The organism is Burkholderia arboris, assembly GCF_902499125.1.
GTDB lineage: Bacteria > Pseudomonadota > Gammaproteobacteria > Burkholderiales > Burkholderiaceae > Burkholderia > Burkholderia arboris.
Window position 1 is genome coordinate 191,264 of record NZ_CABVPX010000005.1, and the last position, 24,417, is coordinate 215,680.

The 24,417-nt window shown below is 69.7% G+C and carries 27 protein-coding genes; 16 read left to right on the forward strand and 11 right to left on the reverse strand.

The annotated features are described in order from the left end of the window. Nucleotides 1-62: 62 nt before the first annotated feature. The 4 genes from BLA15945_RS08480 to BLA15945_RS08495 form a co-directional block, all read right to left on the reverse strand. Nucleotides 63-782 carry a fimbrial biogenesis chaperone gene (locus tag BLA15945_RS08480; protein WP_059235102.1) on the reverse strand — a complete coding sequence of 240 codons (720 nt, stop codon included), beginning with the start codon at nt 780-782 and terminating at the stop codon, nt 63-65. A gap of 15 nt (nt 783-797) precedes the next feature. Next, nucleotides 798-1,295, reverse strand: a complete 498-nt coding sequence (locus BLA15945_RS08485; RefSeq protein WP_174992109.1) for a Csu type fimbrial protein — start codon at nt 1,293-1,295, stop codon at nt 798-800. Nucleotides 1,296-1,858: 563 nt separating this feature from the next. After that, nucleotides 1,859-3,064, reverse strand: coding sequence for an MFS transporter (locus BLA15945_RS08490; RefSeq protein WP_059235098.1), 1,206 nt, complete (start codon nt 3,062-3,064; stop codon nt 1,859-1,861). A 756-nt stretch (nt 3,065-3,820) separates the two neighbouring features. Next, nucleotides 3,821-4,732, reverse strand: a complete 912-nt coding sequence (locus BLA15945_RS08495) for a LysR family transcriptional regulator (RefSeq protein WP_059235096.1) — start codon at nt 4,730-4,732, stop codon at nt 3,821-3,823. A 162-nt stretch (nt 4,733-4,894) separates the two neighbouring features. Here BLA15945_RS08495 and BLA15945_RS08500 point away from each other — a divergent pair, with 162 nt between their 5' ends. Continuing rightward, nucleotides 4,895-5,815, forward strand: a complete 921-nt coding sequence (locus tag BLA15945_RS08500) for a pyridoxal-phosphate dependent enzyme (protein ID WP_174992046.1) — start codon at nt 4,895-4,897, stop codon at nt 5,813-5,815. Nucleotides 5,816-6,331: 516 nt separating this feature from the next. Here BLA15945_RS08500 and BLA15945_RS08505 read toward each other — a convergent pair. Both BLA15945_RS08505 and BLA15945_RS08510 read right to left on the reverse strand, forming a co-directional pair. Next, nucleotides 6,332-7,564, reverse strand: coding sequence for a DUF2242 domain-containing protein (locus BLA15945_RS08505; RefSeq protein WP_174992047.1), 1,233 nt, complete (start codon nt 7,562-7,564; stop codon nt 6,332-6,334). 116 nt (nt 7,565-7,680) lie between these two features. Then, complete coding sequence (locus BLA15945_RS08510; protein WP_174992048.1) at nt 7,681-8,574, reverse strand: LysR family transcriptional regulator; 894 nt, start codon at nt 8,572-8,574, stop codon at nt 7,681-7,683. Nucleotides 8,575-8,682: 108 nt separating this feature from the next. On the opposite strand from BLA15945_RS08510, the gene BLA15945_RS08515 reads away from it, so the two are divergent. Together BLA15945_RS08515 and BLA15945_RS08520 are read left to right on the forward strand one after the other, a co-directional pair. After that, complete coding sequence (locus BLA15945_RS08515; protein WP_059235088.1) at nt 8,683-9,435, forward strand: TerC family protein; 753 nt, start codon at nt 8,683-8,685, stop codon at nt 9,433-9,435. A gap of 90 nt (nt 9,436-9,525) precedes the next feature. Beyond that, nucleotides 9,526-9,846, forward strand: coding sequence for a TFIIB-type zinc ribbon-containing protein (locus tag BLA15945_RS08520; protein WP_174992049.1), 321 nt, complete (start codon nt 9,526-9,528; stop codon nt 9,844-9,846). Between the two features lie 116 nt (nt 9,847-9,962). Here the strand turns inward: BLA15945_RS08520 and BLA15945_RS08525 are convergent, their stop codons facing one another. Continuing rightward, a complete protein-coding gene (locus tag BLA15945_RS08525; RefSeq protein WP_174992050.1) occupies nt 9,963-10,373 on the reverse strand; it encodes an Hsp20/alpha crystallin family protein in 411 nt (136 codons plus the stop codon). 16 nt (nt 10,374-10,389) lie between these two features. Continuing rightward, a complete protein-coding gene (locus BLA15945_RS08530) occupies nt 10,390-10,830 on the reverse strand; it encodes an Hsp20/alpha crystallin family protein (RefSeq protein WP_059235082.1) in 441 nt (146 codons plus the stop codon). 245 nt (nt 10,831-11,075) lie between these two features. Between BLA15945_RS08530 and BLA15945_RS08535 the strand changes: the two genes are divergently transcribed. Then, on the forward strand, nt 11,076-11,993 hold the full coding sequence (locus tag BLA15945_RS08535) for a 3-hydroxyacyl-CoA dehydrogenase NAD-binding domain-containing protein (RefSeq protein ID WP_174992051.1): 918 nt from the start codon (nt 11,076-11,078) through the stop codon (nt 11,991-11,993). A gap of 25 nt (nt 11,994-12,018) precedes the next feature. Here BLA15945_RS08535 and BLA15945_RS08540 read toward each other — a convergent pair whose 3' ends face one another. Both BLA15945_RS08540 and BLA15945_RS08545 read right to left on the reverse strand, forming a co-directional pair. Continuing rightward, entirely contained in the window at nt 12,019-12,297 is a 279-nt protein-coding gene (locus BLA15945_RS08540; protein ID WP_059235078.1) for a DUF4148 domain-containing protein, read from the reverse strand. Nucleotides 12,298-12,462: 165 nt separating this feature from the next. Beyond that, complete coding sequence (locus BLA15945_RS08545) at nt 12,463-13,311, reverse strand: LysR substrate-binding domain-containing protein (RefSeq protein ID WP_059235076.1); 849 nt, start codon at nt 13,309-13,311, stop codon at nt 12,463-12,465. 328 nt (nt 13,312-13,639) lie between these two features. Here BLA15945_RS08545 and madL point away from each other — a divergent pair, with 328 nt between their 5' ends. The 11 genes from madL (at nt 13,640) to BLA15945_RS08600 (ending at nt 22,402) form a co-directional block, all read left to right on the forward strand. Next, nucleotides 13,640-14,035 (forward strand): malonate transporter subunit MadL, encoded by a 396-nt coding sequence (gene madL / locus BLA15945_RS08550; protein WP_059235074.1) that lies wholly within the window; start codon nt 13,640-13,642, stop codon nt 14,033-14,035. An 11-nt stretch (nt 14,036-14,046) separates the two neighbouring features. After that, entirely contained in the window at nt 14,047-14,814 is a 768-nt protein-coding gene (gene madM / locus BLA15945_RS08555; protein WP_059235073.1) for a malonate transporter subunit MadM, read from the forward strand. Nucleotides 14,815-14,948: 134 nt separating this feature from the next. Next, nucleotides 14,949-16,595: a malonate decarboxylase subunit alpha gene (gene mdcA / locus BLA15945_RS08560; protein ID WP_174992052.1), complete on the forward strand. Its 1,647-nt coding sequence runs from the start codon at nt 14,949-14,951 to the stop codon at nt 16,593-16,595. Between the two features lie 10 nt (nt 16,596-16,605). Next, entirely contained in the window at nt 16,606-16,920 is a 315-nt protein-coding gene (gene mdcC / locus BLA15945_RS08565) for a malonate decarboxylase acyl carrier protein (RefSeq protein WP_174992053.1), read from the forward strand. Continuing rightward, nucleotides 16,917-17,852 carry a biotin-independent malonate decarboxylase subunit beta gene (locus BLA15945_RS08570; protein ID WP_059235067.1) on the forward strand — a complete coding sequence of 312 codons (936 nt, stop codon included), beginning with the start codon at nt 16,917-16,919 and terminating at the stop codon, nt 17,850-17,852. Before mdcC ends, BLA15945_RS08570 begins: the two co-directional genes overlap by 4 nt. Continuing rightward, on the forward strand, nt 17,839-18,546 hold the full coding sequence (gene mdcE / locus BLA15945_RS08575; protein WP_174992054.1) for a biotin-independent malonate decarboxylase subunit gamma: 708 nt from the start codon (nt 17,839-17,841) through the stop codon (nt 18,544-18,546). Before BLA15945_RS08570 ends, mdcE begins: the two co-directional genes overlap by 14 nt. Continuing rightward, nucleotides 18,533-19,201: a malonate decarboxylase holo-[acyl-carrier-protein] synthase gene (gene mdcG / locus BLA15945_RS08580; RefSeq protein WP_174992055.1), complete on the forward strand. Its 669-nt coding sequence runs from the start codon at nt 18,533-18,535 to the stop codon at nt 19,199-19,201. The genes mdcE and mdcG overlap by 14 nt, the downstream gene beginning before the upstream one ends. Continuing rightward, nucleotides 19,198-20,064 carry a triphosphoribosyl-dephospho-CoA synthase MdcB gene (gene mdcB, locus BLA15945_RS08585; RefSeq protein ID WP_059235063.1) on the forward strand — a complete coding sequence of 289 codons (867 nt, stop codon included), beginning with the start codon at nt 19,198-19,200 and terminating at the stop codon, nt 20,062-20,064. The genes mdcG and mdcB overlap by 4 nt, the downstream gene beginning before the upstream one ends. Beyond that, on the forward strand, nt 20,061-20,993 hold the full coding sequence (locus BLA15945_RS08590) for an acyltransferase domain-containing protein (protein ID WP_174992056.1): 933 nt from the start codon (nt 20,061-20,063) through the stop codon (nt 20,991-20,993). Before mdcB ends, BLA15945_RS08590 begins: the two co-directional genes overlap by 4 nt. A gap of 117 nt (nt 20,994-21,110) precedes the next feature. Beyond that, nucleotides 21,111-21,632 carry a phospholipase D-like domain-containing protein gene (locus BLA15945_RS08595; RefSeq protein WP_059235059.1) on the forward strand — a complete coding sequence of 174 codons (522 nt, stop codon included), beginning with the start codon at nt 21,111-21,113 and terminating at the stop codon, nt 21,630-21,632. A gap of 125 nt (nt 21,633-21,757) precedes the next feature. After that, entirely contained in the window at nt 21,758-22,402 is a 645-nt protein-coding gene (locus tag BLA15945_RS08600; protein WP_174992057.1) for a phosphoribosyltransferase, read from the forward strand. 7 nt (nt 22,403-22,409) lie between these two features. Here BLA15945_RS08600 and BLA15945_RS08605 read toward each other — a convergent pair whose 3' ends face one another. Continuing rightward, nucleotides 22,410-23,627 (reverse strand): polyhydroxyalkanoate depolymerase, encoded by a 1,218-nt coding sequence (locus tag BLA15945_RS08605; protein ID WP_174992058.1) that lies wholly within the window; start codon nt 23,625-23,627, stop codon nt 22,410-22,412. Nucleotides 23,628-23,768: 141 nt separating this feature from the next. Between BLA15945_RS08605 and BLA15945_RS08610 the strand changes: the two genes are divergently transcribed. Further along, nucleotides 23,769-24,398: a glutathione S-transferase family protein gene (locus BLA15945_RS08610; RefSeq protein ID WP_059235052.1), complete on the forward strand. Its 630-nt coding sequence runs from the start codon at nt 23,769-23,771 to the stop codon at nt 24,396-24,398. The last annotated feature ends 19 nt before the right edge of the window (nt 24,399-24,417 follow it).

Sequence of the window (24,417 nt, forward strand, 5' to 3'; positions counted from 1 at the left end):
CGTTGACCGGAAACGTGCCGGCGCGTGGCGAAGGGGAAGGGGCCGGGCGGCGCACCGGCGGTCTAGCCCGGCGGCTCCACCGCGACGACCGCGCTGGCCGGCTGCGAATTGACGGCCGCGCGCACCGTGACCTTGCCGCCGAGCGTGAGGCCGGCCGGCAGCGGCACGCTCCACTGGCCGGTGCGGCCCGCGAGCGCGTAGCCGAGCAGCCCGTGCGTGAGCGGGTACGCGCGGCCGTCGCCGGTCACGAGCTCGACCGATGCCAGCTGCGCGCGGCGTGCGCCCACGTTGCGTACACGCAGCACCCAGCCGCCGTTTTGGCGCGCGAGCGCCCAGTCCAGCTGCGGCGCGCCGTTGGTCGGCGGTTCGACGAACACCGGAATCGAATAGCGTAGCCGGATCGACACGCCGTTGGTCGGCGCTTCGCCGGGCGGCGGCAGCTCGTCGATCAGCAGCCGGTAGCTCTGCTCGACACCGGATGGCGTGCGCGACGCGCGCACGACGCGGATCAACTGGTCGGACTGCGTGCCGACCTCGATCAGCGGTGGGCTCGCGACGAGGTCCTGCGTGGGCGTCAGCGTGTCCTGGCCGTCGGCCTGGTCCCAGCGGAACACGCGCACCTGTCCGTACACGGGACGATCGCCCGGATTGCGCAGCGTGATGCCGGTGGCCGTGTCGTCGGCGCCGAATTCGATCGTGACGGGGGAGATCTGCAGCGACGCGGCGTGCGCGGCGCCGGCCGCGCACAGCAGCGCGGCGAGCGTTCGACGTAATGCGATCATGCGTGGCGGCGCCGGTCAGAAGTAGACCGTTGCGGTGACGGTCGTCTGATAGGTGTCCGGCTTCGGCGTGGCCTGCGTCGGCACTTGGCCGTAGACGGTCAGCGCCTGCGCGGAGCCCGTGCCGGTACCGGCGACCGTGTCCGTCCCCTGCGTGTTGCCCCATACGGTCGTGCGGCCGGCGTCCTGGTACAGCTGGAAGCCGACGGTCGTCGTCGTATTGCCGGTCGCCGTGCCGGCCATCAGGCGGCTCGCGACGGTCGACCCCGTGACCGAGCCGGCATCGAGGCCGACGTTGTACGGCGTCGTGTTGGTGCAGGTGACGCTGACGGTCGTCTGCTGGTTGATCGCGGCGGAGAGCACGCCGTTGGTCCCGAAGGCCAGCGGGTTCGCGGTGATCATGCAGTTCGGCTGCAGTGTCAGCGTGACGTTGAAGGTGGCGGTCGCGGTGCCGTTCGAATAGGTAGCGGCGTCGGCGGCAGGTGTCGAAAGGCCGATTGACAGCGCGAGCGACAATGTCGTGGAAGCGATGGCGACTTTCACTCTGAATCCTCCCCGGTCGGTTTTTCATTGGATTTATGCCGCGCTCCGCGCGCCACGGCCGCTTGAATGCTGATACGAATCGAGGAGTCTTTCAATCTTAAAGTTTTGGCTGTTTCATTTTGTTACAGTTTGATCGATTAATGATTGAATAAAACCGGTAAGCATTGCGCTTTTCGATTTTGTCCGGCGCATCGGGCGAAATATTTTCTTGCGGAGCACAAGTGGCTGCGGGGCTTATGCGGGGTGCGACTCGATTTTCAGATTGGCGTGGCGGATTGAATCGACCGGTGCGGAATGGATAATTGCGGTGTGTGGTGAATTGGAAATGACATGCGTCGAATCATTTCAGGGCATTGAATCGATCCCGGTAATCCGTGAGTGGATTCAATTTTCAATTCGGGTGTGGAAGGAGGAGGGGGTGATATTCGGGATTTATCCCGATTGAAGAATCGGCGAATCCGGATTGGCGGCGGAAAACGAAAACGGCCGCATTGCGCGGCCGTGAGCGTCGGTACGTCGGATTGCCCGGATTGCGATTACGAATTCGCGGTGGCCGGTGCACGGCGGCGCTGCGCAACCTGCAGCACCACGAGCGCGAGTCCGGCCGCGGCGATCAGCCCGCCGACGAGCGGCACGGCTGCGTAGCCGAAGCCTGCCGAGATCGCCGCGCCGCCGGCAGCCGCGCCAACCGCATTGCCGAGGTTGAACGCACCGATGTTGACGGCGGACGCAAGGCCCGGCGCTTCGTGGGCGGCGCGCATCACGCGCATCTGCAGCGGCGGCACGACCGCGAACGTTGCGACACCCCACACGAGCAGCGTGACGGCGGCGCCGACATGCGTGCTGGCGAGCAACGGGAACGCAGCCATCGTCGCGATCAGCAGCAGCAGGAAGCCGGTCAGCGTGCCGTCGAGCGAGCGGTCGGCGAGGCGGCCGCCTGCGATGTTGCCGATCGAGAAACCGACGCCGATCAGCACGAGCATCGCGGTCACGAAGCCGGGCGTCGCGCCAGTCAGGTGTTCGAGCGTCGGGGCGACATACGTGTAGAGCGTGAACATCGCGCCGGCGCCGAGCACCGTCGTCCCGAGCGCGCCGAGCACGACAGGGCGCGTCAGCACCGAGAGTTCGGCACGCAGGTTGGGCATCTTGCCGGCTTCGCCCTTCGGCAGCGCGGCGAACAGGCCGGCGATCGCGATCAGGCCGAGGCCCGCGGTTGCCGCGAACGACATGCGCCAGCCGATGATCTGGCCGAGCCAGGTTGCGGCCGGCACGCCGCCGACGTTCGCGATCGTGAGGCCCATGAACATCGTCGCGACCGCGCTCGCCTGCTTTTCACGCGGCACGAGGCTGGCCGCGACCACCGAGCCGAGCCCGAAGAACGCGCCGTGGTTGAGGCTCGTCACGAGGCGGGCGAGCAGCAGCGTCGTGTAGTCCGGCGCGACGGCCGACAGCAGGTTGCCGATCGTGAAGATCGACATCAGCGCGATCAGCGCCGAACGGCGCGACCAGCGCGCGAGCAGCAGCGTCATCAGCGGCGCGCCGACCATCACGCCGATCGCATACGCGCTGATCAGCATGCCGGCCTTCGGAATCGACACGTGCACGCCGTCGGCGATCACGGGCAGCAGGCCCATCGGCGAGAACTCGGTCGTGCCGATGCCGAACGCACCGGCGGCGAGCGCCAGCAGCGGCAGCGCGGCGCTGCCGCCCGGGCGGGAACGAGAGGAAGTCGTGGGGTTCACGCGATGGGCTCCTGTTAATCGAAGGACAACGGCACGGGACCGTTGAGGACAGGGCGAAGTTTGCCTGCATTACTTTTGCGGAAAAAGCCGCATGCGGGCGAAATTATCTTGATTTCATGTCAACAATGCGGAGCAGGGGCGACATGCGCGCGAGGCTTGTGGATGATGCGTCGGCGGGGGCTGTCGAACGAGGCTGGGATTGGCGAAAGATATTCGTAAGATGAAAGGGCGGAGCCTGCGGTCGCGCGGCTGCGATCCGGTGAGGGTGTGCGGCGAATGGGCGGCCGCCCGGGGCGATGCGCCGGGCGCGGTCCGGCCGCCGTGCGGCGACCTGCAGCCGGGTGGTCCGGGCGCGCGGCCCAGGTATCGGCGAGCGCCGGTGGCGGACATCGTGCGTTGGCCGGAAACCCTTTCCCCGCAAGGCGCAAGCGCAAAAAAGCCCCGACCACAGGGGGACCGTGACCGGGGCGGAAAAGCATCCTCTCTTTGGCACGAGGGTTGGATGCGGGCGCAGTATATTTCGGCCCGTGACAATTCGAATCGGCGTTAAACGGCCGTTTTGGGTGTCAATTTAAGAATTCCGGTGCCGCAGTGTCGTGCGTCAGCTTTTTGAAAGATTTTTTGTGGGCTCGACGGTGTCGTTCAACGCGCCGAAGCAGCCGGAGCGACGGTATGGCGGAGGGGCGGTTACGCTCGCCGGCCCGAGTTGCAAGCCGCGTTGCCCGTTTGCGTGCCGGACGCGCCCCCGGCATCCGTTCAGCCCGGTTCGCCGGCCGCATCGCGTACGGCCGCGAGAAACCGTGCGACGACGGGGGACGGTGCCGCCGCCGCGCCGTCGAACACGAACTCGATGTCGAAGCGGCTCGCAAGCTCGTCGAGCGCGACGAGCCGGACCGTGTGCGGGCAGGTCGGCGACGCGCTTTCGGGCACGAACGCACAGCCCATCCCGGCCGCGACGAGGCCGATCAGCGTCGGGATGTCGCTGCCGACCTGCGCGATGCGCGGCGTGAAGCCGGCCTGCTGGCACTGCGCCATCAGGAACCGGTGGTGCGCGGCGGAGCGCTGTGCGTCGAACCAGACGAACGGTTCGTTTGCGACATCGGCCAGCGTGCGCGGCGCGTTGAAGCCGCCGCCCGGCGGCGCGGGCATCGCGAGCACGAAGCGGTCGCTCAGCAGCCGCACACCCGACAGGTGCGGCGCCTCGTCGCGACGCCAGGCCATGATCCCGGCGTCGAGCTGGCCGCGCATCAGCGCGCTCGCCTGTTCGGCCGACAGCATCGGCGCAATCGACAGTTTCACATCGGGGCATGCGTCGCGAAACGCCTTGAGCACGTTCGCGACGATCGGCAGCGGCAGGCAGTTCGGCAGCGCGCCGAGCCGCAGTTCGCCGAGCTGGCCGGCCGCGCTGCGCAATGCGCGCTCGCGGCTGTCCTGCAGCGTGGCGAGCAGGCCGGTCGCATCCTGCAGGAAGCTCGCGCCGGCCGCCGTGAGCGTGACGCCCGTTGTGCGGCGGATCAGCAGCGGCGTACCGATCGCGTCCTCGAGCTCGCGGATCTGCCGCGACAGTGCAGGCTGGACGATGCCGGCCGCGCGGGCGCCTGCCATCACGCTGCCGGCCTGTGCGACGGCGACGAAGTAGCGCAGGTGACGCAATTCGATCTGGCGCATGCGGTGTCCGTTCCGGTTTGTTGATATGCCTGGCAAGCATAGCAAACGCCATTCGATGGTATTGGAAAGCATGGCGAGCCTGCCGTACGATAACCGTCCCTGCCGCACGCGTGTGCTCACGAGTCGCGTGCGTTTCCCTCCGTTTCCACAGCGTTCCGTCCCATGCCGCTTCATATCCCGACCCCTTATATCCGCTCGCAAATCGCGTCCCGCCGGCTCGGCAGGACCATCCGGCTGAAGCTCGATGCGCTGCAGCCGTCGGGCTCGTTCAAGCTGCGCGGCATCGGTGCCGTCTGCGAGGCGCGGCATGCGGCCGGCGCGCGGCGGTTCGTGTCGTCGTCGGGCGGCAACGCGGGTATCGCGGTCGCGTATTGCGGCCGTGAGCTTGGCGTGCCGGTGCGAGTCGTGGTGCCGGAAAGCGCATCGGCCCGCGCGCGCGAACTGATCCAGATCGAGGGCGCGGAACTCGTCGTGCACGGTGCGAGCTGGGCCGAGGCGAACGCGTTCGCCCAGTCGGCGCTCGGCGAGCACGATGCGTTCGTGCATCCGTTCGACGATCCCGTGCTGTGGCAGGGTCACGCGACGATGATCGACGAGATGGCGGCGGCCGGTCCGAAGCCCGACGCGGTCGTGCTCGCGGTCGGCGGCGGCGGGCTGTTGTGCGGCGTGCTCGAAGGGCTTGCGCGCAACGGCTGGCACGACGTGCCGGTCGTCGCGGCCGAAACGGAAGGCGCCGACTGCTACGCGCGTTCGGTTGCGCAGGGGCGTCCGGTCGAATTGCCGGCGATTGCGAGCATCGCCACGTCGCTCGGCGCGAAACGGCCGTGCGACGCGGCGGTCGAGTGGGCGACGCGCCACGAAATCCATCCCGTCGTCGTGTCCGATGCCGACGCGGTGGCTGCGTCGCTGCGGTTTCTCGACGAGCACCGGATCGTCGTCGAGCCCGCGTGCGGCGCGGCGCTGGCCGCACTCGAGCGGCCGGTGCCGGTGCTGGCGTCGGCGTCGGACATCGCCGTGATCGTCTGCGGCGGCGTGACGGCGACCGTCGAGTATCTGCAGACGCTGCGCGCGACGTTGCGGTAACGCGGGGGAGTGGGGGAGCGGTAACGCGGTAACGCGGTAACGCGGGAAAGCGGGAAAGCGGTAACGCGGTAACGCGGTAACGCGGTAACGCGGGAAAGCGGGAAAGCGGGAAAGCGGTAACGCGGTAACGCGGTAACGCGGTAACGCGGGAAAGCGGGAAAGCGGGAAAGCGGGAAAGCGGGAAAGCGGGAAAGCGGGAAAGCGGGAAAGCGGGAAAGCAGGAAAGCCGGAAAGCAGGAAAGCAGGAAAGCAGGAAAGCAGGAAAGCAGGAAAGCAGGAAAGCAGGAAAGCGGGCGGGGCGGTCGGGAAATGGCCGGGCGGCTTGCGATCGTCGCGTGCGGAGCTTAGGGAATCGGCCGTGTCGGGCCTGCCGAGCGGCGTCGGCGTTGCTGGTCCGTCATCACGGCGTGGTCAGATGGCCGGATGCGCGGACATGGCTTGGGGAAATGACGCGGAGGGGACGCGTATCGCCGCGCTGAGCCCGGTGCGGCCGGGCGCGGCGATACGACAGATCGATCAGTTCGCGGCTGGCGCGCTCGCGCCGGAAGGCGCGGAAGATGCGACGGGGTTCACGGCGGCAGGCGACGCGCTCGACGGTGCCGATGCTGATGCAGGCGCGGAGGCTGCCGACGAAGGCGCCGGCGTGGCCGATGCCGGGGTGGCTGGGGCCGACGGTGCCGCCGGACCCGAAACCGAGGCGGGCGCGGAAACCGGTGCGGCCGCCGGTGCGACCGCCGAACCGGCGGCCGGCGAATGGGCCGAGGCCGGCGAGGTAGCCTGACCGGAGGAAGCCGACACGGGTGCCGAAGCGGGCGCAGGCGCGACAGCCGACACGGGCGCAGGTGCGACAGCCGGCGCGGGCGACGAACCGGTAGTCGATGCGGGTGCCGAAGCCGGTGCGGGCGCGGCGCCGGAGGCGGAAGCCGGGACCGCAGCAGCAACCGGCACCGACGCGGAACCGGACGCCGCCATCGGCGCGGCCGCGCGCACCGTGGCCGGCACGACGACAGCAGATGCCGCGGCCGGCACGGCGTTCGCGCCCGGCTCGGGCGCCACACCCGGCACCGAAAGCGGCACCGGCGCCGCGGGCGGCGTCGGCACGACCGGCGTCGTCATCTTGATCGGTTCGCCTTGCGGCGTCGGCGCGGGTTCGGGCAGCGGCGCGACGGGTTCCTTCTCGGCCGCCTTCACGGTTGCGCGATCGCGGCGTGCCGGGTCGATCTTCAGGAAATGGTCGACGAGATTGAAGAAGCGTTCATAGAACACGCCGGCGGGAATCGTCTCGCTCGCGGTCTTGACGAGCGCATCGTCGCTCGACCCGATCGGCAGCGACAGCGAGCCGAACACGCTCAAGCCGACGCTGGCCGACGTATTCGACTTCTTCAGCGTGTAGCGGTCCTGCACCGCATTCACGTACGCGATGCTCGACGAGCCGTCCGCGTTCGCATCCGCGCACACGACGTGAAACTCGATCACGACGTGCATGTCGTTGTTCGGCTGGAAATTCTTGCTGCCGTCGACCGCATCGTTGCGCGACGACGACACCACGTAGCCCTGGCTCAGCAGCGCCCGCCGCGCGGCCTCGCAGGCCGCGTCGGATTTCGAGTGGAACGTGTGCGCGTACGGGCTGCTCGTCGCGTCGAACTGTTCCTGCTGGTAGATCGGCTTGGGCGGCGACGAGCACGCCGCCAGCACGGTCGCGGCCGCGAGCGCGCACGAAACGGAAAACAGGCGAAATCGGTTGTGCATGGCGTCTTTCAGAAGGCTTGGCGAGAGGCTGCGCAAGGGCGGTGCCTGGGGTGATGCGCGTGCACATCTCGTAAGGCCGGGGCGTCATTATAGTTTCGTTTGATGTCGCGCTCGCTTCAGTCGGCCGGTGCGCCGCGCGCCGCGGCGAGCAATTGCGACGTCAGCGGATGATGTTCGCCGCGCCGCGAGCGGATCGCGTGGATCTCCTCGGTCACGTCGCCCGCGCGCCCGAGCCGCCTGAGCCCACGCAGCAGCGACGCGTCGTTCGCGCCGAGCTCGCTCAGCGGAAACACGCCGAGGCCGCGCGCCGCGAACACGGCCATCAGCGCGCTGTCCTCGAATTCCCCGGCCACGCGCGGCACGATCCGTTCGCCTTCCAGCCACAGGTCGAGGCGTGCGCGCAGCGCCGAATGGGCGGTCGGCAACAGCACGGGCAGATCGGCCAGGCACTGCGGAAAGCGCTGCCGTGCGGCCGGCGTGACGAGCGCCGCGGGCCCGTACCAGTCGACCGGCGAGGCGACGAGCCGCTCGCTCGTCACGCGCAGGTTCGACCCCGACGGCGCGCCCTGGCCGGCCAGCACGAGATCCAGATGATGCAGCGCAAGCTCCGCGAGCAGCGCATCGTGCTCGCCCTCGTGGCACAGCAGCCGCAGCGTGGGCGTGTCGAGCACCGGTGCCAGGATCGCATGCGCGGCGAGCTTGGAGATGCCGTCCGCGAGGCCGACCGCGAGCCGCACGGTCGGCTGGCTGGCCGCCGCGCGCACGTCGTCGGGAATCAGCCGCCCCATCTCGAAGATGACCTCCGCACGCGCAAACGCGGCCTGGCCCGCGTCGGTCATCGTGACGCCGCGCCCGGCCGGGCGCAGTAACTGGTGCCCGAGCGATTTCTCGAGCTCGCGCACCTGCGCGCTGATCGTCTGCACGGCCATGTCGAGCCGGCCGGCGGCGCGCGCGAAGCCGCCTTCCTTCACGACGACCCAGAAGTAGTACAGATGTCGGAAATTGAGCATCGGATCGATATATCGAAAAAACCGAACTTAAAGTCAGATTCTCTCTGATTTTTACGAAGTTCGGGGCGGCATATCATCTGGCTTTCCACTTTCGTATCGGCCCATTTCATGGACTACCTGCTGACGCTTGCCGCCGACCCCGCCGTCTGGGCCGCGCTCCTGACGCTCGTCGTGATGGAAGTCGTGCTCGGCATCGACAACCTGATCTTCATCTCGATCCTCAGCAACAAGCTGCCCGAGGCGCAGCGCGCCCGCACGCAGCGCCTCGGCATCGCGCTCGCGCTGGTGATGCGTCTTGCGCTGCTCGGCAGCGTCGCGTGGATCGCGAGCCTGACCGAACCCGTGTTCACGCTGTTCGACCACGCGTTCTCGTGGCGCGACATGATCCTGCTGTCGGGCGGCCTGTTCCTCGTGTGGAAGGCGACCACCGAGATTCATCACCACGTGTCGCATGACGGCGGCGCGGGCGGGGCGAGCGGCGCGGCCAGCCTGACGGTATGGGCCGCGATCGGCCAGATCGTGATGCTCGACATCGTGTTCTCGATCGACAGCATCGTGACCGCGATCGGCATGACCGAGCACATCCCGATCATGTTCGTCGCCGTGATCGTCGCCGTGGCCGTGATGCTGTTTGCCGCACAGCCGCTCGCACGCTTCATCGATCGCAACCCGACCATCGTGATGCTGGCGCTGTCGTTCCTGGTCGTGATCGGCATGACGCTGATCGCCGAAGGTTTCGGTTCGCACGTGCCGAAGGGGTACATCTACGCGGCAATGGCGTTCTCGGCCTTCGTCGAGGGCATGAACATGCTGGCGCGGCGCGCGAAGGCGAAGCGTGCGGCGCAAGGGGAAGGCGACTGAGCCGCTGCGCGTGACGCCGGCCGCCGCGGCGGCCGGCTCGCGCGCCTCGTACGGAATCCAGACGAAATTCGCACGGAAAGGAGAAACGCGATGAAATGCCCTGTCTGCAAGACACCCGACCTGCTGATGGCCGAGCGCCAGTCGATCGAGATCGACTACTGTCCGACGTGCCGAGGCGTGTGGCTCGATCGCGGCGAGCTCGACAAGCTGATCGCCCGCGAAACCGGCGATGCGCCGGCGCGCCGCGACGATTCGCCGACGCAGCACAACGCACCGGCGCAGCACAACGCACCGGCGCAGCGCGGTCGCGACGATGGCTGGGGGCGCGACGGCCGCTCGCACGACGATCGTCACCGGCACGACGGCCAGCGGCGCAAGAAGTCGGTGTTCGACCTGTTCGACTTCGATTGAATCCGGATACGGCGTGCCTGCACGCACGCCGATAAAAAAGCCCCGCCCGGCATCGCGCCGGGCGGGGCTTTTTTCATGCGGGTCGCGACACGTCACATCGCGACCCGCACCAACGCTCACGCGTTGCCGGCCGTCACGTCGATGCGGCGCGGACGCGTTTCCTCGCGGCGCGGAATCGTCAGGGTCAGCACGCCGTCGCGCAGGTTCGCGTCGATCCGCGATGTGTCGAGATCGGCGCTGAGCACGAACGACCGTGCATAGCGTGTCGAGCGCACTTCGGCGTGTCGCACGCGCAGGTCTTCCGGCGTATCGAGGTGCGTACCGGCTTCGATCGTCAGCGTCGTGTCGTGCACCTTCACGTCGAGGTTCTCGCGCGGCACGCCGGGCAGGTCGGCGCGCAGCGTGACGCCGCGATCGTTCTCGACGATGTCGACGGCCGGCGTGATCGCGGGCCGGTGCGCGGCTTCGGCAGCAGCAGGGTGAACGGTGTTCGTGTGGCGTTCGGCCAGGGTCGGGTTCGTATTCATGTCGGTATCCTGAAGATTACTGAACGGTGATCGCACGCGGCTTCGCGGCTTCGCGCCGGCCGACGCGTATCAGCAGGCAGCCGTTTTCGTAGCGCGCGCTGACCTGGTCGGGATTCGCGTCGCGCGGCAGTTCGACGACGCGGCGGAATGCGCCGTGAAAGCGCTCCTGCGCGTAGGTCCGCACGTCTTCGCCTTCGGTACGCGGCACCGGCTTGCGCTCGCCGCTGATCGTCAGCAGGTCCTTGTCGATCGACACGTCGAAATCGCCTGCGGCCATGCCGGGTGCGAATGCAACGATCTCGATCGCGTCGTCGGTGGCGCCGACGTTGAGTGCGGGAAAGGCGCCCGGACGCACCGCGCGGATGCCGGACGGGCGCTCGCCGAGCAGGTTCGCCACTTGCCGCTGCACGCGGGCGAATTCGTCGAACAGGTCGTTGCCGAAATGGATACCGCTCATGTTGGTCCTCCTGAACAGGGAACACGGGAGACGTGACGGCGCGACGCCTGCGGCGGGCGCGACGGGTGGCTCCACTGGATCGAAACGGGGCGGTGCAAGAGATGAAGCACGGCCCGACGACGGTTAATTAGTGGCCGCTGCCGCGCATTTCAAGAGGGAATCTGCAATCTGCGTCAACGCATGCGCACAGGATTCGATGCGACAATCGCCGCGAGATATCTGCAGACCAACCACACGGGACAACCATGGACATTCGACGTATCGCGATCGTCGGCGCCGGCGTGATCGGCGCGAGCTGGGCGGCTTTCTACCTGACGCAGGGTTTCGACGTTGTCGCGACCGATCCGGCGCCGCAAGCCGACGCGCGGCTGCGCGACGCGCTGGCCGCGTTTCTCGGCGAGCGGGCCGCCGAACTCTCCGCGCGGCTGTCGTTCGACGCCGATCTCGTGCGCGCGCTCGCCGGCGTCGATTTCGTGCAGGAAAACGGCCCTGAGCGCCTCGATCTGAAGCGCGCGCTGTACCGGCAGATGGACGACGTGCTGCCGGAACACGTGCCGATCGCATCGAGCTCGTCGGGGCTGAAGATGTCCGACATCCAGACCGCGTGCGCGAAGCATCCGGAGCGCTGCCTGATCGCGCATCCGTTCAATCCGCCGCACCTGATTCCGCTCGTCGAGCTGGTCGGCGGCGATGCGACCGGCCAGGACGTGATCGCGCGCGTGAAGGATTTCTACGATGCGCTCGGCAAGCAGACGATCGTCCTCAACAAGGAGATGACCGGCCATGTCGCGAACCGGCTCGCGGCCGCGCTGTTCCGCGAGGTGTATCACCTCGTCGGCGAAGGCGTCGTGAGTGTCGCCGATGCGGACAAGGCCGTCGCGTGGGGGCCCGGCCTGCGCTGGGGGCTGATGGGGCAGTGCCTGACCTACCACCTCGGCGGCGGCGCGGGCGGGATCGCGCACTTCCTCGAACACCTGTCGGGGCCGATCACGAGCTGGTGGGACGACCTCGGCACGCCTTCGTTCGATCCGGACATCGATCGCAGGCTGAACGACGAACTGCGCGCGATCCAGGGCGAGCGTTCGATGCAGGAACTGGCGGCCGAGCGCGACCGTCTGCTCGTCGAATTGATCGATGCGCGGCGCCGCAGCTTCCTGCCCTGAGCGCGCCGGAGCGTCAGCGGTCCGGCTATTGCTGCGACGTCGATTGCGGCGCGGGCGGCGTCTGGGCCAGCCACGCGGGGCTCGCGGCCTGCACGAGTTCGCGGTTGCGTGCTCGCGTCGCGGCATTCGGCGGGTAGTTGCTGTCGTTCGTCGGCAGCTCGCCGTCGAGATAGGCCTGCTTGAGCTGGGCGATGACTTCCGCGCGGGTCAGGCCCGGCGCGGACGCAGCGGCGTCGGTCTGGGCAAAGGCGGGGGACAGCAGGGCGGCTGCGGCGGTCGCGACGGCGAATCGCAAAACGTTCATGGCGGGCTCCGATCAAGGGGACGGGGAACCGGAGGTGCGCGGCGGTTTGCCGTGCATTCCGATGGGTCCCATTGTCGCGAGCGGGTGCTGCGCGGACGATGACGCGTTCCGGGCAAAGCTGTCAGGTGCGGGCGCGGCCGCGCAGGCGTGCGGCGCCCGGTGTCGTCACAATTCGGCCGCCGCCGCGATCAGCGTCGCTTCGAGCGCGAGCGTGGAGCGCGATGCGGCCGCCGGCCGGTCGATCACGTATTCGAGTTCGCCGAGCTCGGGCAGCCCCGCGTCGAGCCGCGCGAGCCCGGCCGGGATCACGTAGCCGGCAAACGCGCTGACCCCGAGCCCCGCGCTCGCGGCCGCGCGCAACACCGCGACGCTGCTGCTCACGACCGCAATCCGGTACGGCCGCCCGACGGCCTCGAGCGATTCGAGCACGCGGCGGCGCGACACGCTCGGTTCCGGATGCATCGCGAGCGGCAGCACGGTTTCATGGCCGGTGAGCCGCGATTCGGGGCCGGTGCACCAGTACAGCGGTTCGCTGCGGATCACGCGGCCGCGCCGGCTGCCGGCGATGCGCTTCGCGAACACGAGATCGTGCCGGCCTTCGTCGAGCGCGTCGAACAGGTCGCCCGACAGCCCGGTCGAGATCGCGAGCTCGACGTCCGGGTTGCGCTGCACGAAGCTCGCGAGCGCGGCAGTCAGGTGCGCCGAAGCGAAATCCTCCGACATCGCGAGCCGCACCTTGCCCGACAGCGGCGGCCCGCACACCGACGTGACGGCTTCGTCCATCAGTTCGAGGATGCGCACCGCGTAGCGGAACAGCGCGTCGCCGTGCTGCGACAGGTGCACGTTGCGCGTGTCGCGCTCGAACAGCGGCCGGTCGAGCAGCTCCTCGAGGCGGCGGATGTGCTGGCTGACGGTCGATTGCGACAGGCTCACGCGCTCGGACGCGGCGGTGAAGCTGCCGGACTGGGCGACGGCGACGAAGCTGCGCAGCAGCTCGGGCGGTAACGGGCGCATTGCTAAATCCACTGAATCGGTTTCGACAACTTCATAAATGGCCGGATTGGGCGGCGCTAGTATCGGATCACGCGCCGGTGCGTGCCCGCAGCGGGGCGTACCGGACGCGTAGCCCGCGTCGTGCCGGCGGCTGCTTCGTTCAGTCTACGGCATCCGGCGTCCGGGCCGAAACCGCATCATCCCATCGACCGCCCGAGAACGGGCCCGCCAGACGGGCCGCCGGGCCGCGGCGCACCGCCGCAGGAGACAAGTCCGCGCCCGGGACCGGCGTGCGGGCCCGGTTCCTGCACGCGTCCGGCGCCCGTCACGAAGAGACTGGAGACGACTCATGATCATCTACGGAACCGCGCTGCTGGCGTTTTGCCACCTGGCCGGACTGTTCCTCGGCGACCTGCTCGGCAGCGCGATCGGCGTGAAGACCAACGTCGGCGGCGTCGGCATCGCGATGCTGCTGCTGATCTGCCTGCGCCTGTGGCTGCACCGGCGCGGCTGGATGCCGAAGGAGACCGAGGCCGGCGTCGGTTTCTGGGGCGCGATGTACATCCCGGTCGTCGTCGCGATGGCCGCGAACCAGAACGTCGTCGCCGCGCTGAAGGGCGGCCCCGTCGCGCTGCTGGCGGCGGTCGGCGCGGTCGCGATCTGCGCATGCTGCATCGCGGTACTGGTGCGCACCGGGCGCGACGACACGGCCTTCGCGGGCGTGCCGCAATTCGAAGAACAGTAACGGAGGCCGCCATGCTGCAGATGCTCGAAAAAACCGTCGCCCACAACGGGCTCGTCGCGTCGTTCGCACTGGTCGGCCTGATCATGTGGCTGTCGTCGATCGCGTCGCGCAAGCTCACGTTCGGCCGCGTGCACGGCTCCGCGATCGCGATCGTGATCGGTCTCGTGCTCGCGTACGTCGGCGGCGCGTTCACCGGCGGCGAGAAGGGAATCGCCGACGTGCCGCTGTTCGCGGGCGTCGGCCTGATGGGCGGCGCGATGCTGCGCGATTTCGCGATCGTCGCGACCGCGTTCGAAGTGCAGCCGGCCGAGGCGCGCAAGGCCGGGCTCGTCGGCGTCGTGTCGCTGCTGCTCGGCACCGTGCTGCCGTTCATCGTCGGCGCGTGCATCGCGCGCGCGTTCGGCTATACCGATGCGGTCAGCATGACGACGATCGGCGCGGGCGCCGTCACCTACATCGTCGGGCCCGTCACGGGCGCGGCGATCGGGGCGAGCTCCGACGTGATCGCGCTGAGCATTGCGACCGGGCTCGTGAAGGCGATCATCGTGATGGTCGGCACGCCGGTCGCGGCGAACTTCATGGGCCTGAAGACGCCGCGTTCCGCGATGATCTTCGGCGGCCTCGCGGGCACCGTCAGCGGCGTGAGCGCGGGGCTCGCCGCGACCGACCGCCGGCTCGTCCCGTACGGCGCGCTGGTCGCGACGTTCCATACGGGCGTGGGCTGCCTGCTCGGCCCGTCGGTGCTGTACTTCACGACGCGCGCGCTGGTCGGCGCATGAGGCCAGGCGGTGCGGCCTGCGCGTGCGGGCCGCATCCATCGCGGCGTCCTCTGAGTCGCATTCGTCAACATCATCAATCGGCGGCGGCGCCAGGCTTAGAATGCCGCTGAACCATCGAAGCGGGAGAACTGTTCATGACGGGATGGAATCACGCGCGGCAGGCGCGCGATGCACGGCTCGCGGCCGGCGCGGTTTACGCGCAGGGCAAGCGGGTCGATGCGCGCGACACCGTCGCGTTGCTCGAAGCGGTGCTGCGGCCCGGCGACCGCGTCTGCCTCGAAGGCGACAACCAGAAGCAGGCCGACCTGCTCGCGACGGCGCTCGCCGACGTCGACAGCGCGAAGATTCACGACCTGCACATGGTGCAGTCGGGCGTCGTGCTGCCCGAGCATCTCGACGTGTTCGAGCGCGGCATCGCGAAGCGTCTCGACTTCGCGTATTCGGGCCCGCAGTCCCAGCGCATCGCGAAGCTGCTGTTCGGCGGCAAGATCGCGCTCGGCGCGGTGCACACCTATCTCGAGCTGTTCGCGCGCTACTTCATCGACCTCACGCCGCAGGTCGCGCTGATCGCCGCGGTCAGCGCCGATCGCGACGGCAACCTGTACACGGGCCCGAACACCGAGGACACGCCGACCGTCGTCGAAGCCACCGCGTTCAAGGACGGCATCGTGATCGCGCAGGTCGACCGCATCGTCGACAAGGTGCCGCGTGTCGACATCCCGGGCGACCGCGTGCACTTCGTCGTCGAGGCCGGCCGGCCGTTCTACGTGGAGCCGCTGTTCACGCGCGATCCGGCTGCGATCACCGAAACGCAGATCCTCACCGCGATGCTCGCGATCAAGGGCATCTACCAGCCGTACGGCATCAAGCGCCTGAACCACGGGATCGGCTTCAACACGGCCGCGATCGAGCTGCTGCTGCCGACCTACGGCGAGAAGCTCGGGCTGAAGGGCAAGGTCTGCACGCACTGGGCGCTCAATCCGCACCCGACGCTGATTCCCGCGATCGAGTCGGGCTGGGTCGAGCAGATCCACTGCTTCGGCTCCGAGGTCGGGATGGACGACTACATCCGCGAACGTTCCGACGTGTGGTTCACGGGCCCCGACGGGTCGCTGCGCTCGAACCGCGCGTTCTGCCAGACGGCCGGCCTCTATGCGTGCGACATGTTTATCGGCTCGACGCTGCAGATCGACCTGTCCGGCCATTCGTCGACGGTCACGGCCGAGCGGATCGCGGGCTTCGGCGGCGCGCCGAACATGGGCAGCGACGCACGCGGCCGGCGCCATCCGAGCGAGCCGTGGCTGAAGGCCGGCGCGGAAGCCGACCCCGACACGTCGGCGGCGCTGCGGCGCGGCCGCAAGCTCGTCGTGCAGATCGGCGAGACGTTCGGCGACAAGAACGTGCCGATGTTCGTCGAGAAGCTCGACGCGCTGAAGCTTGCCGACAAGCTGCAGCTCGACCTCGCGCCGATCATGGTCTACGGCGACGACGTCACGCACATCGTCACCGAGGAAGGGATCGCGAACCTGCTGATGTGCCGCGACAAGGACGAACGCGAGCATGCGATCCGCGGCGTCGCCGGCTATACGGACGTCGGCCGCGGCCGCGACCGGAAGATGGTCGAGCGCCTGCGCGAGCGCGGCGTGATCCGCCGCCCGGAGGATCTCGGCATCGATCCGCTCGACGCCGACCGCCGCTGGCTCGCCGCGCGTTCGATCAAGGATCTCGTGCACTGGTCGGGCGGGCTCTACGCGCCGCCGGCCCGGTTCCGCAACTGGTGAGGAAGAGGGCATGGAACAGTTGAACTATCGCTTCACCGCGCGCGAACGCGCGAAGGGCGAGCAGGCCGCGGCGCTCGTCGGCGTGGTCGCGTCCGGCAATCTCGAGGTGCTCGTCGAGCGCGTGCTGCCGGGCAACGAATGCGAGATCGACATCCGCACGGCGGCCGTCGGTTTCGGTGCGGTCTGGCAGGCCGTCGTGTCGGATTTCGTCGAACGGCGCACGCCGGGCGGCCTGAAGCTGTCGATCAACGACGGCGGCGCGCGGCCCGACATGGTGTCGTTGCGGCTCGCGCAGGCCGTGCGCGCGATCGAGGGGGAGGCATGATGAGCGACGTGATCCACGACGCGCCGGCGTTCGTCGCGAACGGCGCGAGCTGGTACGAAGCGTCGGCGCGGCAACGCATCGACGGGCTGCTCGACGCGGGCAGTTTCAGTGAATTCCTCGGGCCGGCCGAGCGCGTGACGAGCCCGCACCTGCCGCTGTTCGACCTGCCGCAGCAGTTCGACGACGGGATGGTGGTCGGCCACGGCCGGCTCGACGGCCGGCCGGTGTTCGTCGCCGCGCAGGAAGGCCGCTTCATGGGCGGCGCGTTCGGCGAAGTGCACGGCGCGAAGCTCACCGGGCTGCTGCGCGCCGCACGCGAAGTCGGCAAGCCGGTGCTGATCCTGTTCGATACGGGCGGCGTGCGGCTGCAGGAAGCGAACGCGGGCGAGCTTGCGATCGCCGAGATCATGCGTGCGCTCGTCGAAGCGCGGGCAGCCGGCGTGCCGGTGGTCGGGCTGATCGGCGGGCGTGCGGGCTGTTACGGCGGCGGTGGATTGCTCGCCGCGTGCTGTTCGGCGCTTGCGGTGTCGGAACAGGGGCGCATCAGCGTGTCGGGCCCCGAAGTGATCGAGACCAATCGCGGCGTCGAGGAATTCGATTCGAAGGATCGCGCGCTGATCTGGCGCACGATGGGCGGCAAGCACCGGCGGCTGATCGGCGGTGCCGATCGTTACGTGGCCGATACGCCGGACGCGTTCCGTGCGGCGGCGCTCGACCTGATCGGCCGCGCGCCGGCGTTCGACGCGGCGATGCTGCGCGCGGAACAGGCGCGTCTCGAAGCGCGTGTCGAACGGTTCGGCGCGTGCAAGGATGCGCGCGACGTGTGGCGTACGCTCGGGGCCGACAAGCCGGAAGCGATCCCGGGCATGCCCGACGACGCATTCGCGAAGCTCGCCGACCAGTTACAGGAGCCGCAGCATGACGCTCGATGAAGTCCTGAATTCGCTGTTTCCCAACGGTCATTCGATCGCGCGCGATGGCGGCCTGCTGACCGGCCACGCGGAACTGGCCGGCACGCGCGTCGACGTGATCGGCGTCACCGACCGCTTGCCGTTCGGCATCGACGAAGCGCTGACGCTCGCGTCGTGCGTGCTCGACACGATCGCGCGCGGCGGTGACACGCCGATCGTCGTGCTCGTCGACAGCGACAGCCAGCGGATGAGCAAGCGCGACGAACTGCTCGGCCTGAACGAAGGGCTGTCGCACCTCGCGAAGTGCCTGATGCACGCGGATCTCGCCGGGCACCGGACGATCGGCGTGCTGTACGGCCATACGGCGGCCGGCGCGTTCATCGCGACCGCACTCGCGACGCGCACGCTGCTCGCGGTGCCGGGCGCCGAGCCGGAGGTGATGGACCTGCCGTCGATGTCGCGCGTGACCAAGCTGCCGATCGACGTGTTGAAGGAGATGTCGCGTTCGACGCCGGTGTTCGCGCCGGGGCTCGACAACCTCGTGAAGATGGGCGCTGTCGACGCCGTGCTCGATCCGGCCCGCGCGCTCGACGCACAGGTCGGCGAATGGCTCGGCAAGCCGTTGGATCGCGTCGACCGGCGTGCGTCGCGCGGCCGGCCGGTTGCGACCGACGTCGCGCAGCGCGTCGAGGCACTCGCGCGTGCCGCACGCTGAGCTGCCGCTGCGCCGTCACACGCTCGTCACGCTGACGGCGGCCGGATGGGGCGCGGCATTCGCGCGCGACCCTGCACTTGCGGGCGATCCGCTCGTGCGCGCATGGGCCGAACGCGGCTGGCCGTTGATCGTGCGCCGTGCGTCGCCGGATGAAGCCGATGCCGGCCGCGTGCCGCTCGGCCTGCCGCTGCCGCCTGCGGCGGGCAAGCGGCGCATTGCGCTGAACGTCGCCGCCGACGCGCTCGCGACGGTCGGCCCGCTGCCCGCGCTGGCCGACGTGCTCGCCGCCGCGCCCGACGCATGGCACGTGCCGTTGCGCGCGCTCGACGCGCTCGGCGCGCGCTGCGGCGTGCCGGGCCGCGTGTTCGGCAGTCTTGCGTGGCAGGCGCTGACGGGCGAGCCGTACCTGGCCGCATCGTCCGATCTCGACATCGTGTTTCCGCTGCCGGCCGCCGAGTCGCTCGCCGCGCTGCTCGACGGCCTCGCGGCGATCGACGCGCGTGCGCCGATGCGGATCGACGGCGAGCTGCTGCGCGCCGACGGCGCGGGCGTCAACTGGCGCGAACTGCACGCGCGGCTGCCCGACGTCGCGGTGAAGACCGCGATCGGCGTCGAATTGATGACGGCCGACGCATTCACCGGAGCCGCACGATGAGCGCATGGGCTGCCTGTCGCGTACCGGCGCCGTCCGATGCGGAGCGTATCGCCGCGCTGGCCGAGCGCAGCCTCGTGCTCGAGATCGAAACCTTTCCGAAGCCGGGCCTCGTCAGTCACGTCGACAGCGGCAGTCACACCGACATGGACGCTGCGACGTTCGCGCGCAGCGCCGCCGTGCTGCGGCCGTACTTCGCGGAGCTGGCCGACGCGGGCGCGCGCGACGCGGACATGACCGTGCTGCGCAAGATCGGCCTGCGTGCCGAACACGCGATGCTCGCCGCGACCGGCGGCGTCAATACGCATCGCGGCGCGATCTTCGGGCTCGGGCTGCTGTGCGCGGCCGCGGGCCGGCGCGCGATGCCGGGCGCCGTACCGGACGGGACGACGCTCGGCGCGTTCGTCTCCGGCCGCTGGGGCACCGACATTCTCGGCGGCCCGCGCTTGCCCGACAGCCACGGCGAGCGGGCCAGCCACCGCTACGGCGTCGGCGGCGCGCGTCGTGAAGCGGCAGACGGCTTCGCGACCGTGTACGCGGTCGGGTTGCCCGCGTTGCGCCGCGCGCAGCGCGATCTGCCGGACGACCCGGAGGCCGCGCGCGTGGCAGCGTGCTTTGCGCTGATCGCCGCGCTCGACGACACGAATCTGCTGCACCGGGGCGGGCAGGGTGGCCTCGATTTCGCGCGGGCGACCGCCCGCGCGTTCGTCGCACGCGGCGGCGTGCGGGCGCGCGACTGGCGGCTGCGCGCGGCCGCCGCGCACCGTGCATTCGTCGCGCGCCGGCTGAGCCCGGGCGGCGCGGCCGACCTGCTTGCGATGAGCGTATTCGTCGATGCGCTCGAAGCCGACGGGGGCCCGCGATGACGCTGGCCATCCTCTGTTCAGGACAAGGCGCGCAGCGCGCCGACATGTTCGACCTGACGGGGGCCGCGCCGCAGGCCGATGCATTGTTCGCGTACGCCGGCCGGCTCCTTGGCGACGATCCGCGCACATGGGTCCGGCAGGCCGGGCCGGACGCGCTGTGCGAGAACCGCGCTGCGCAGATCCTCTGTACGGTCCAGGCGCTCGCGGCCGCCGCGCTGCTCGACGCGGCGTGGCCGCGCCGGCGCTGCGTCGCGGGCTACAGCGTCGGCGAGGTCGGCTCCTGGAGTGTGGCGGCGATGATCGAGCCGCACGACGCGCTCGATCTGGCCGACGCGCGTGCACGCGCGATGGATGCCGCAAGCGGCGGCGACGAGCGGATGGTGTTCGTGCGCGGCCTGACGCGCGCGCAGCTTGCGCAACTGTGCGACGGCCGCGATGCGGCCATCGCGATCGCGAACCCCGGCGATGCGTTCGTGGTCGCGGGGCGGCACGCGGATGTCGAGGCAGTGGCCGACGACGCGGCGCGTGCCGGCGCACAGCGCGTGGCGCCCGTCTGCGTGCGGATCGCGTCGCACACGCGCCGGCTCGCGGCGGCCGTGCCGGTATTTCGCGCGTCGCTCGCCGCGGCGCACGTGCGGCGGCCGTTGCCCGGCACGCGGCTGTTCTCGGGGATCGACGGCGCGTCGGTGCTCGATATCGACGCGGGCCTCGACAAGCTCGCGCGGCAGATCGCGGAGCCGGTCGAGTGGGCGGCCTGTCTCGCCGCCTGCGTGGAGGCAGGCGCCACCGCGTTTCTCGAACTCGGCCCCGGGCGGGCGCTGGCCGAGATGGCCGGCGGCGCGTATCCCGCGTTGCCCGCGCGCAGCCTCGCGGATTTTCGGTCCGTCGACGGCGTGACGAGCTGGCTCGCGCGCGTCGCGGCCGGTTGATCGACCGTCTGAAATACGGCCCGGAACACAGCCGCCAGGCCCTCGTTCCGCATTGGGTGTTGCGCCGGCGCAGCAGCGTCGCAGGCGCCCCTTGCCACGCGAATTGGCGCCGCTACAATGGCGCCCGCCATGAGACCAGCCGCCTTCTTTTTCGCCGTGTTCTGCTGCGTGACGAGCGTCCACGCGAGCCAGATTCCGTCCGACGCCGCATCGGTCGGCACGTACTTTTCGTATGACAACGCGGCGGCCGACGCGACCGTCGACCTGATCGAACAGGCGCAGCGCCGCGTGTTGCTGGCCGGCTATACGCAGGTGCCGCCGGTTGTCGCGAGCGCGCTGCGCGCGGCCCGCGCGCGCGGGATCGAGGTACGCGTGGTGCTCGTGCGCACGCCGCGCGCGGGCCGGTACAGCGGCGCCGGCTATCTGAAATCCGCGGGCATCGACGTCGCGATCGATTCGCGGCATGGCGACCCCGCACCGCGCTTCGTGATCGTCGACGACAGCGTCGCGCTGACGACGCTGTCCGACGGCGCGGCCGCGCATGCCGAGACGGTGAACGTGTTCCGGCGTGCCCCCGAACTCGCGCAATCCTACGCGCAGTCTTTCTGGCGGCTATACCGGCAGGCCGGCGGCCTCTGACCCTTGCCTGCGGCGTGTCCTGCGCCGGTGTGACCCTGCTTGCATCGGCGCGGCCGATGAACCATGCTCGATGACAGGCGCCGGCGAGGGTTCCGCGCATCCGGCGCAACGGCAGGGAGCCGATCGTGACCGAATATTTTGCCGATCGCGCCGATGCCGGCCGCCAGCTGGCCGACGCGCTGCGCGAATACGCGGGGCGCAGCGATGTCGTCGTGCTCGCGTTGCCGCGCGGCGGCGTGCCCGTCGCGTATCCGGTCGCCTGCGCGCTGCGCGCGCCGCTCGACGTGCTGGTCGTGCGCAAGCTCGGCGTGCCGCACGATCCCGAGCTCGCGATGGGCGCGATCGCCACGGGTGGCGCGATTCACCTGCAACGTTCGGTGCTTCGCTCGATGGGGGTCTCCGACTCGCAACTCGCCGACGTGATCGTGCGCGAAACGGTCGAACTGCATCGTCGCGAAGCGTTGTATCGCGGCGCCGTGCCGCCGTTGCCGGTGGAAGGGCGCATCGCGATCGTTGTCGACGACGGTGTCGCGACCGGCGCATCGATGTGCGTCGCGCTGCAGGCATTGCGCGCGCGGCGCCCCGCGCGGGTCGTGGCGGCTGTGCCGGTTGCGCCGGCGGGTACGCGGCACGTGTTCGACGGCCTGGCCGACGCGTTCGTCACCGTGTCGCAGCCGCTGCGGTTCTTCGGGATCAGCCAGTTCTACGCACGCTTCGAGCAGACGAGCGACGACGAGGTGCGCGCATGGCTCGACGCGGCCCGGTCCTGACGCGTCGTCACGTTCGCCGGATGCGGCGCGGGCGCGGCCGGCCGGCCTCGGCCAGCGCGAACACGCGCTGCAGCGCCGGATGGACGGTGCCGTGCCAGCGCGCTCCGATAAACAGCCCGTAGTGATCGCAATCGTCGACGTCGATACGGTGACGCTCGCCGGCCGACAGGCCGCTGCACAGGTCGAGCGCCGCGTGCGTCTGGCCGGCGCCCGTGACCGTGTCGCAGGCGCCTTCGACGGTCAGCAGCGCGACGCCGCGCAGCCTGGCCGGTTCGACGCGCCGGCCGCCCACGTCCCACGTGCCGGTCGCGAGACGCATGCGCTGGAACACGATGTCGACCGTATCGAGGAAATAGTCGGCCGGCATGTCGAGCAGCGCCGTGTATTCGAGCAGCGCACGCCGCGCGCCGGCGAGCCCGGCCAGGTCGAAGCGCGATGCGGCCAGCGCGTAGGCCTCGATCAGCGTCAGGAAGCGTTTCGGATACAGCAGCGCGATCTCGCCCTGCTGCAGATAGGTCGGGAACACGTGGCGGCCGTGCCCCGCGAAGCCGGGCGGCACGATGTCGATCAGATGACGCCGGCACCAGTCGAGCGAATGGCTGGCGGCGGCGGTGCCGAGCGCGCTCGGATTCAGGCGCGCATCGAGCGGGCCACCGATCAGCGTGACGCTCGCGGGCGGCGCGAGGCCGCGCGCGGCACGCAGTGCGAGTGCGCCGAGCGCCGGTACGGTTGCCTGGCACACGGCGACGACGTGCAGCGGCCGGCCGTCGTGCTGGAGTGCGTCGACGAAGCCGTCGAGCATCGCGACATATTCGTCGAGCCCGAAACGGCCTGCCGCGAGCGGCACGTCGCGCGCATTGCGCCAGTCGGTCACGCAGACGTCGCCGTCGGCGAGCAGCGTCTCGGCGGTTTCCCGCATCATCACGGCCGCGTGCCCGGCGAGCGGCGCGCACAGCAGCACCGTGCGGCGCGCATCGGCGTGCGCGAAGCGCCGCAGGTCGCAAAACGGCGTATGCGCGACGATCCGCTCGCCGATGGCGGGCCAGTCGATGTCGAAGCACGGCGGGGCGGCCGGCGGCCCGAGCAGCGGTTCGAACAGGTCGTCGTAGCACGACGACGCGGCGTGCGGCAGCGAGGCCGCGGGCCACGCATCGAAGGCGTACCGTGTCGCCGCGCGCCAGGCGCGCATCCATTCCCGCTGCTGCTCGACGAGGGCATACCACATGGCGGACCTTGGGGCGGAAGGGGCGTGAACTTGCATTATGGTCACTGTGGCCGGGCAGCGGGAGCCGGATGAGGCCCTAGGCGGCACCGCGCGACGCTGCTACAGTCGTCGGTCCCATTCTCCTCAAGCGGAGCGTTTGCGATGAAGCTGATCGGCATGCTGGATTCCCCGTTCGTGCGCCGCGTCGCCATTTCGGCGAAGCTGCTCGACCTGCCGTTCGAACACGAGTCGATCTCGGTGTTTCGCCATTTCGAGCAGTTCAGGACGGTCAACCCGGTCGTCAAGGCGCCGACGCTCGTGACCGGCGACGGCGCGACGCTGATCGATTCGTCGCTGATCGTCGACTATCTCGATCACCTGGTGGCGCCGGAGCGGCGCCTGCTGCCGGACGCCGCCGAGGCGCGGCTGCGAGCGCTCGTGCCGGTCGGCTTCGCGCTGGCGGCCGCCGAGAAAACCGTGCAGGTCGTCTACGAGCAGGCGCTGCGCCCGTCCGACAAGCAGCACGCGCCGTGGATCGAACGCGTACTGAGCCAGCTGGAAGGCGCGTACGGCGCGCTGGAGCCGCTCGTCGCGGCCGCGGACGGCTGGTTCGGCGGCGCGCGGCTGCTGCAATCCGACGTGACGGTCGCGGTGGCCTGGCGTTTCACGCAGTTCATGGCGGCCGATTATCCGGTGCTTGCGCGGATCGATCCCGCCCGTTATCCGGCGCTCGCCGCACATTCGGCGCGGGCGGAAGCGCTGCCGGCATTCGTCGAAACGCCGCTCGTCTAGGCCCGGCAGTGCGGCGCCA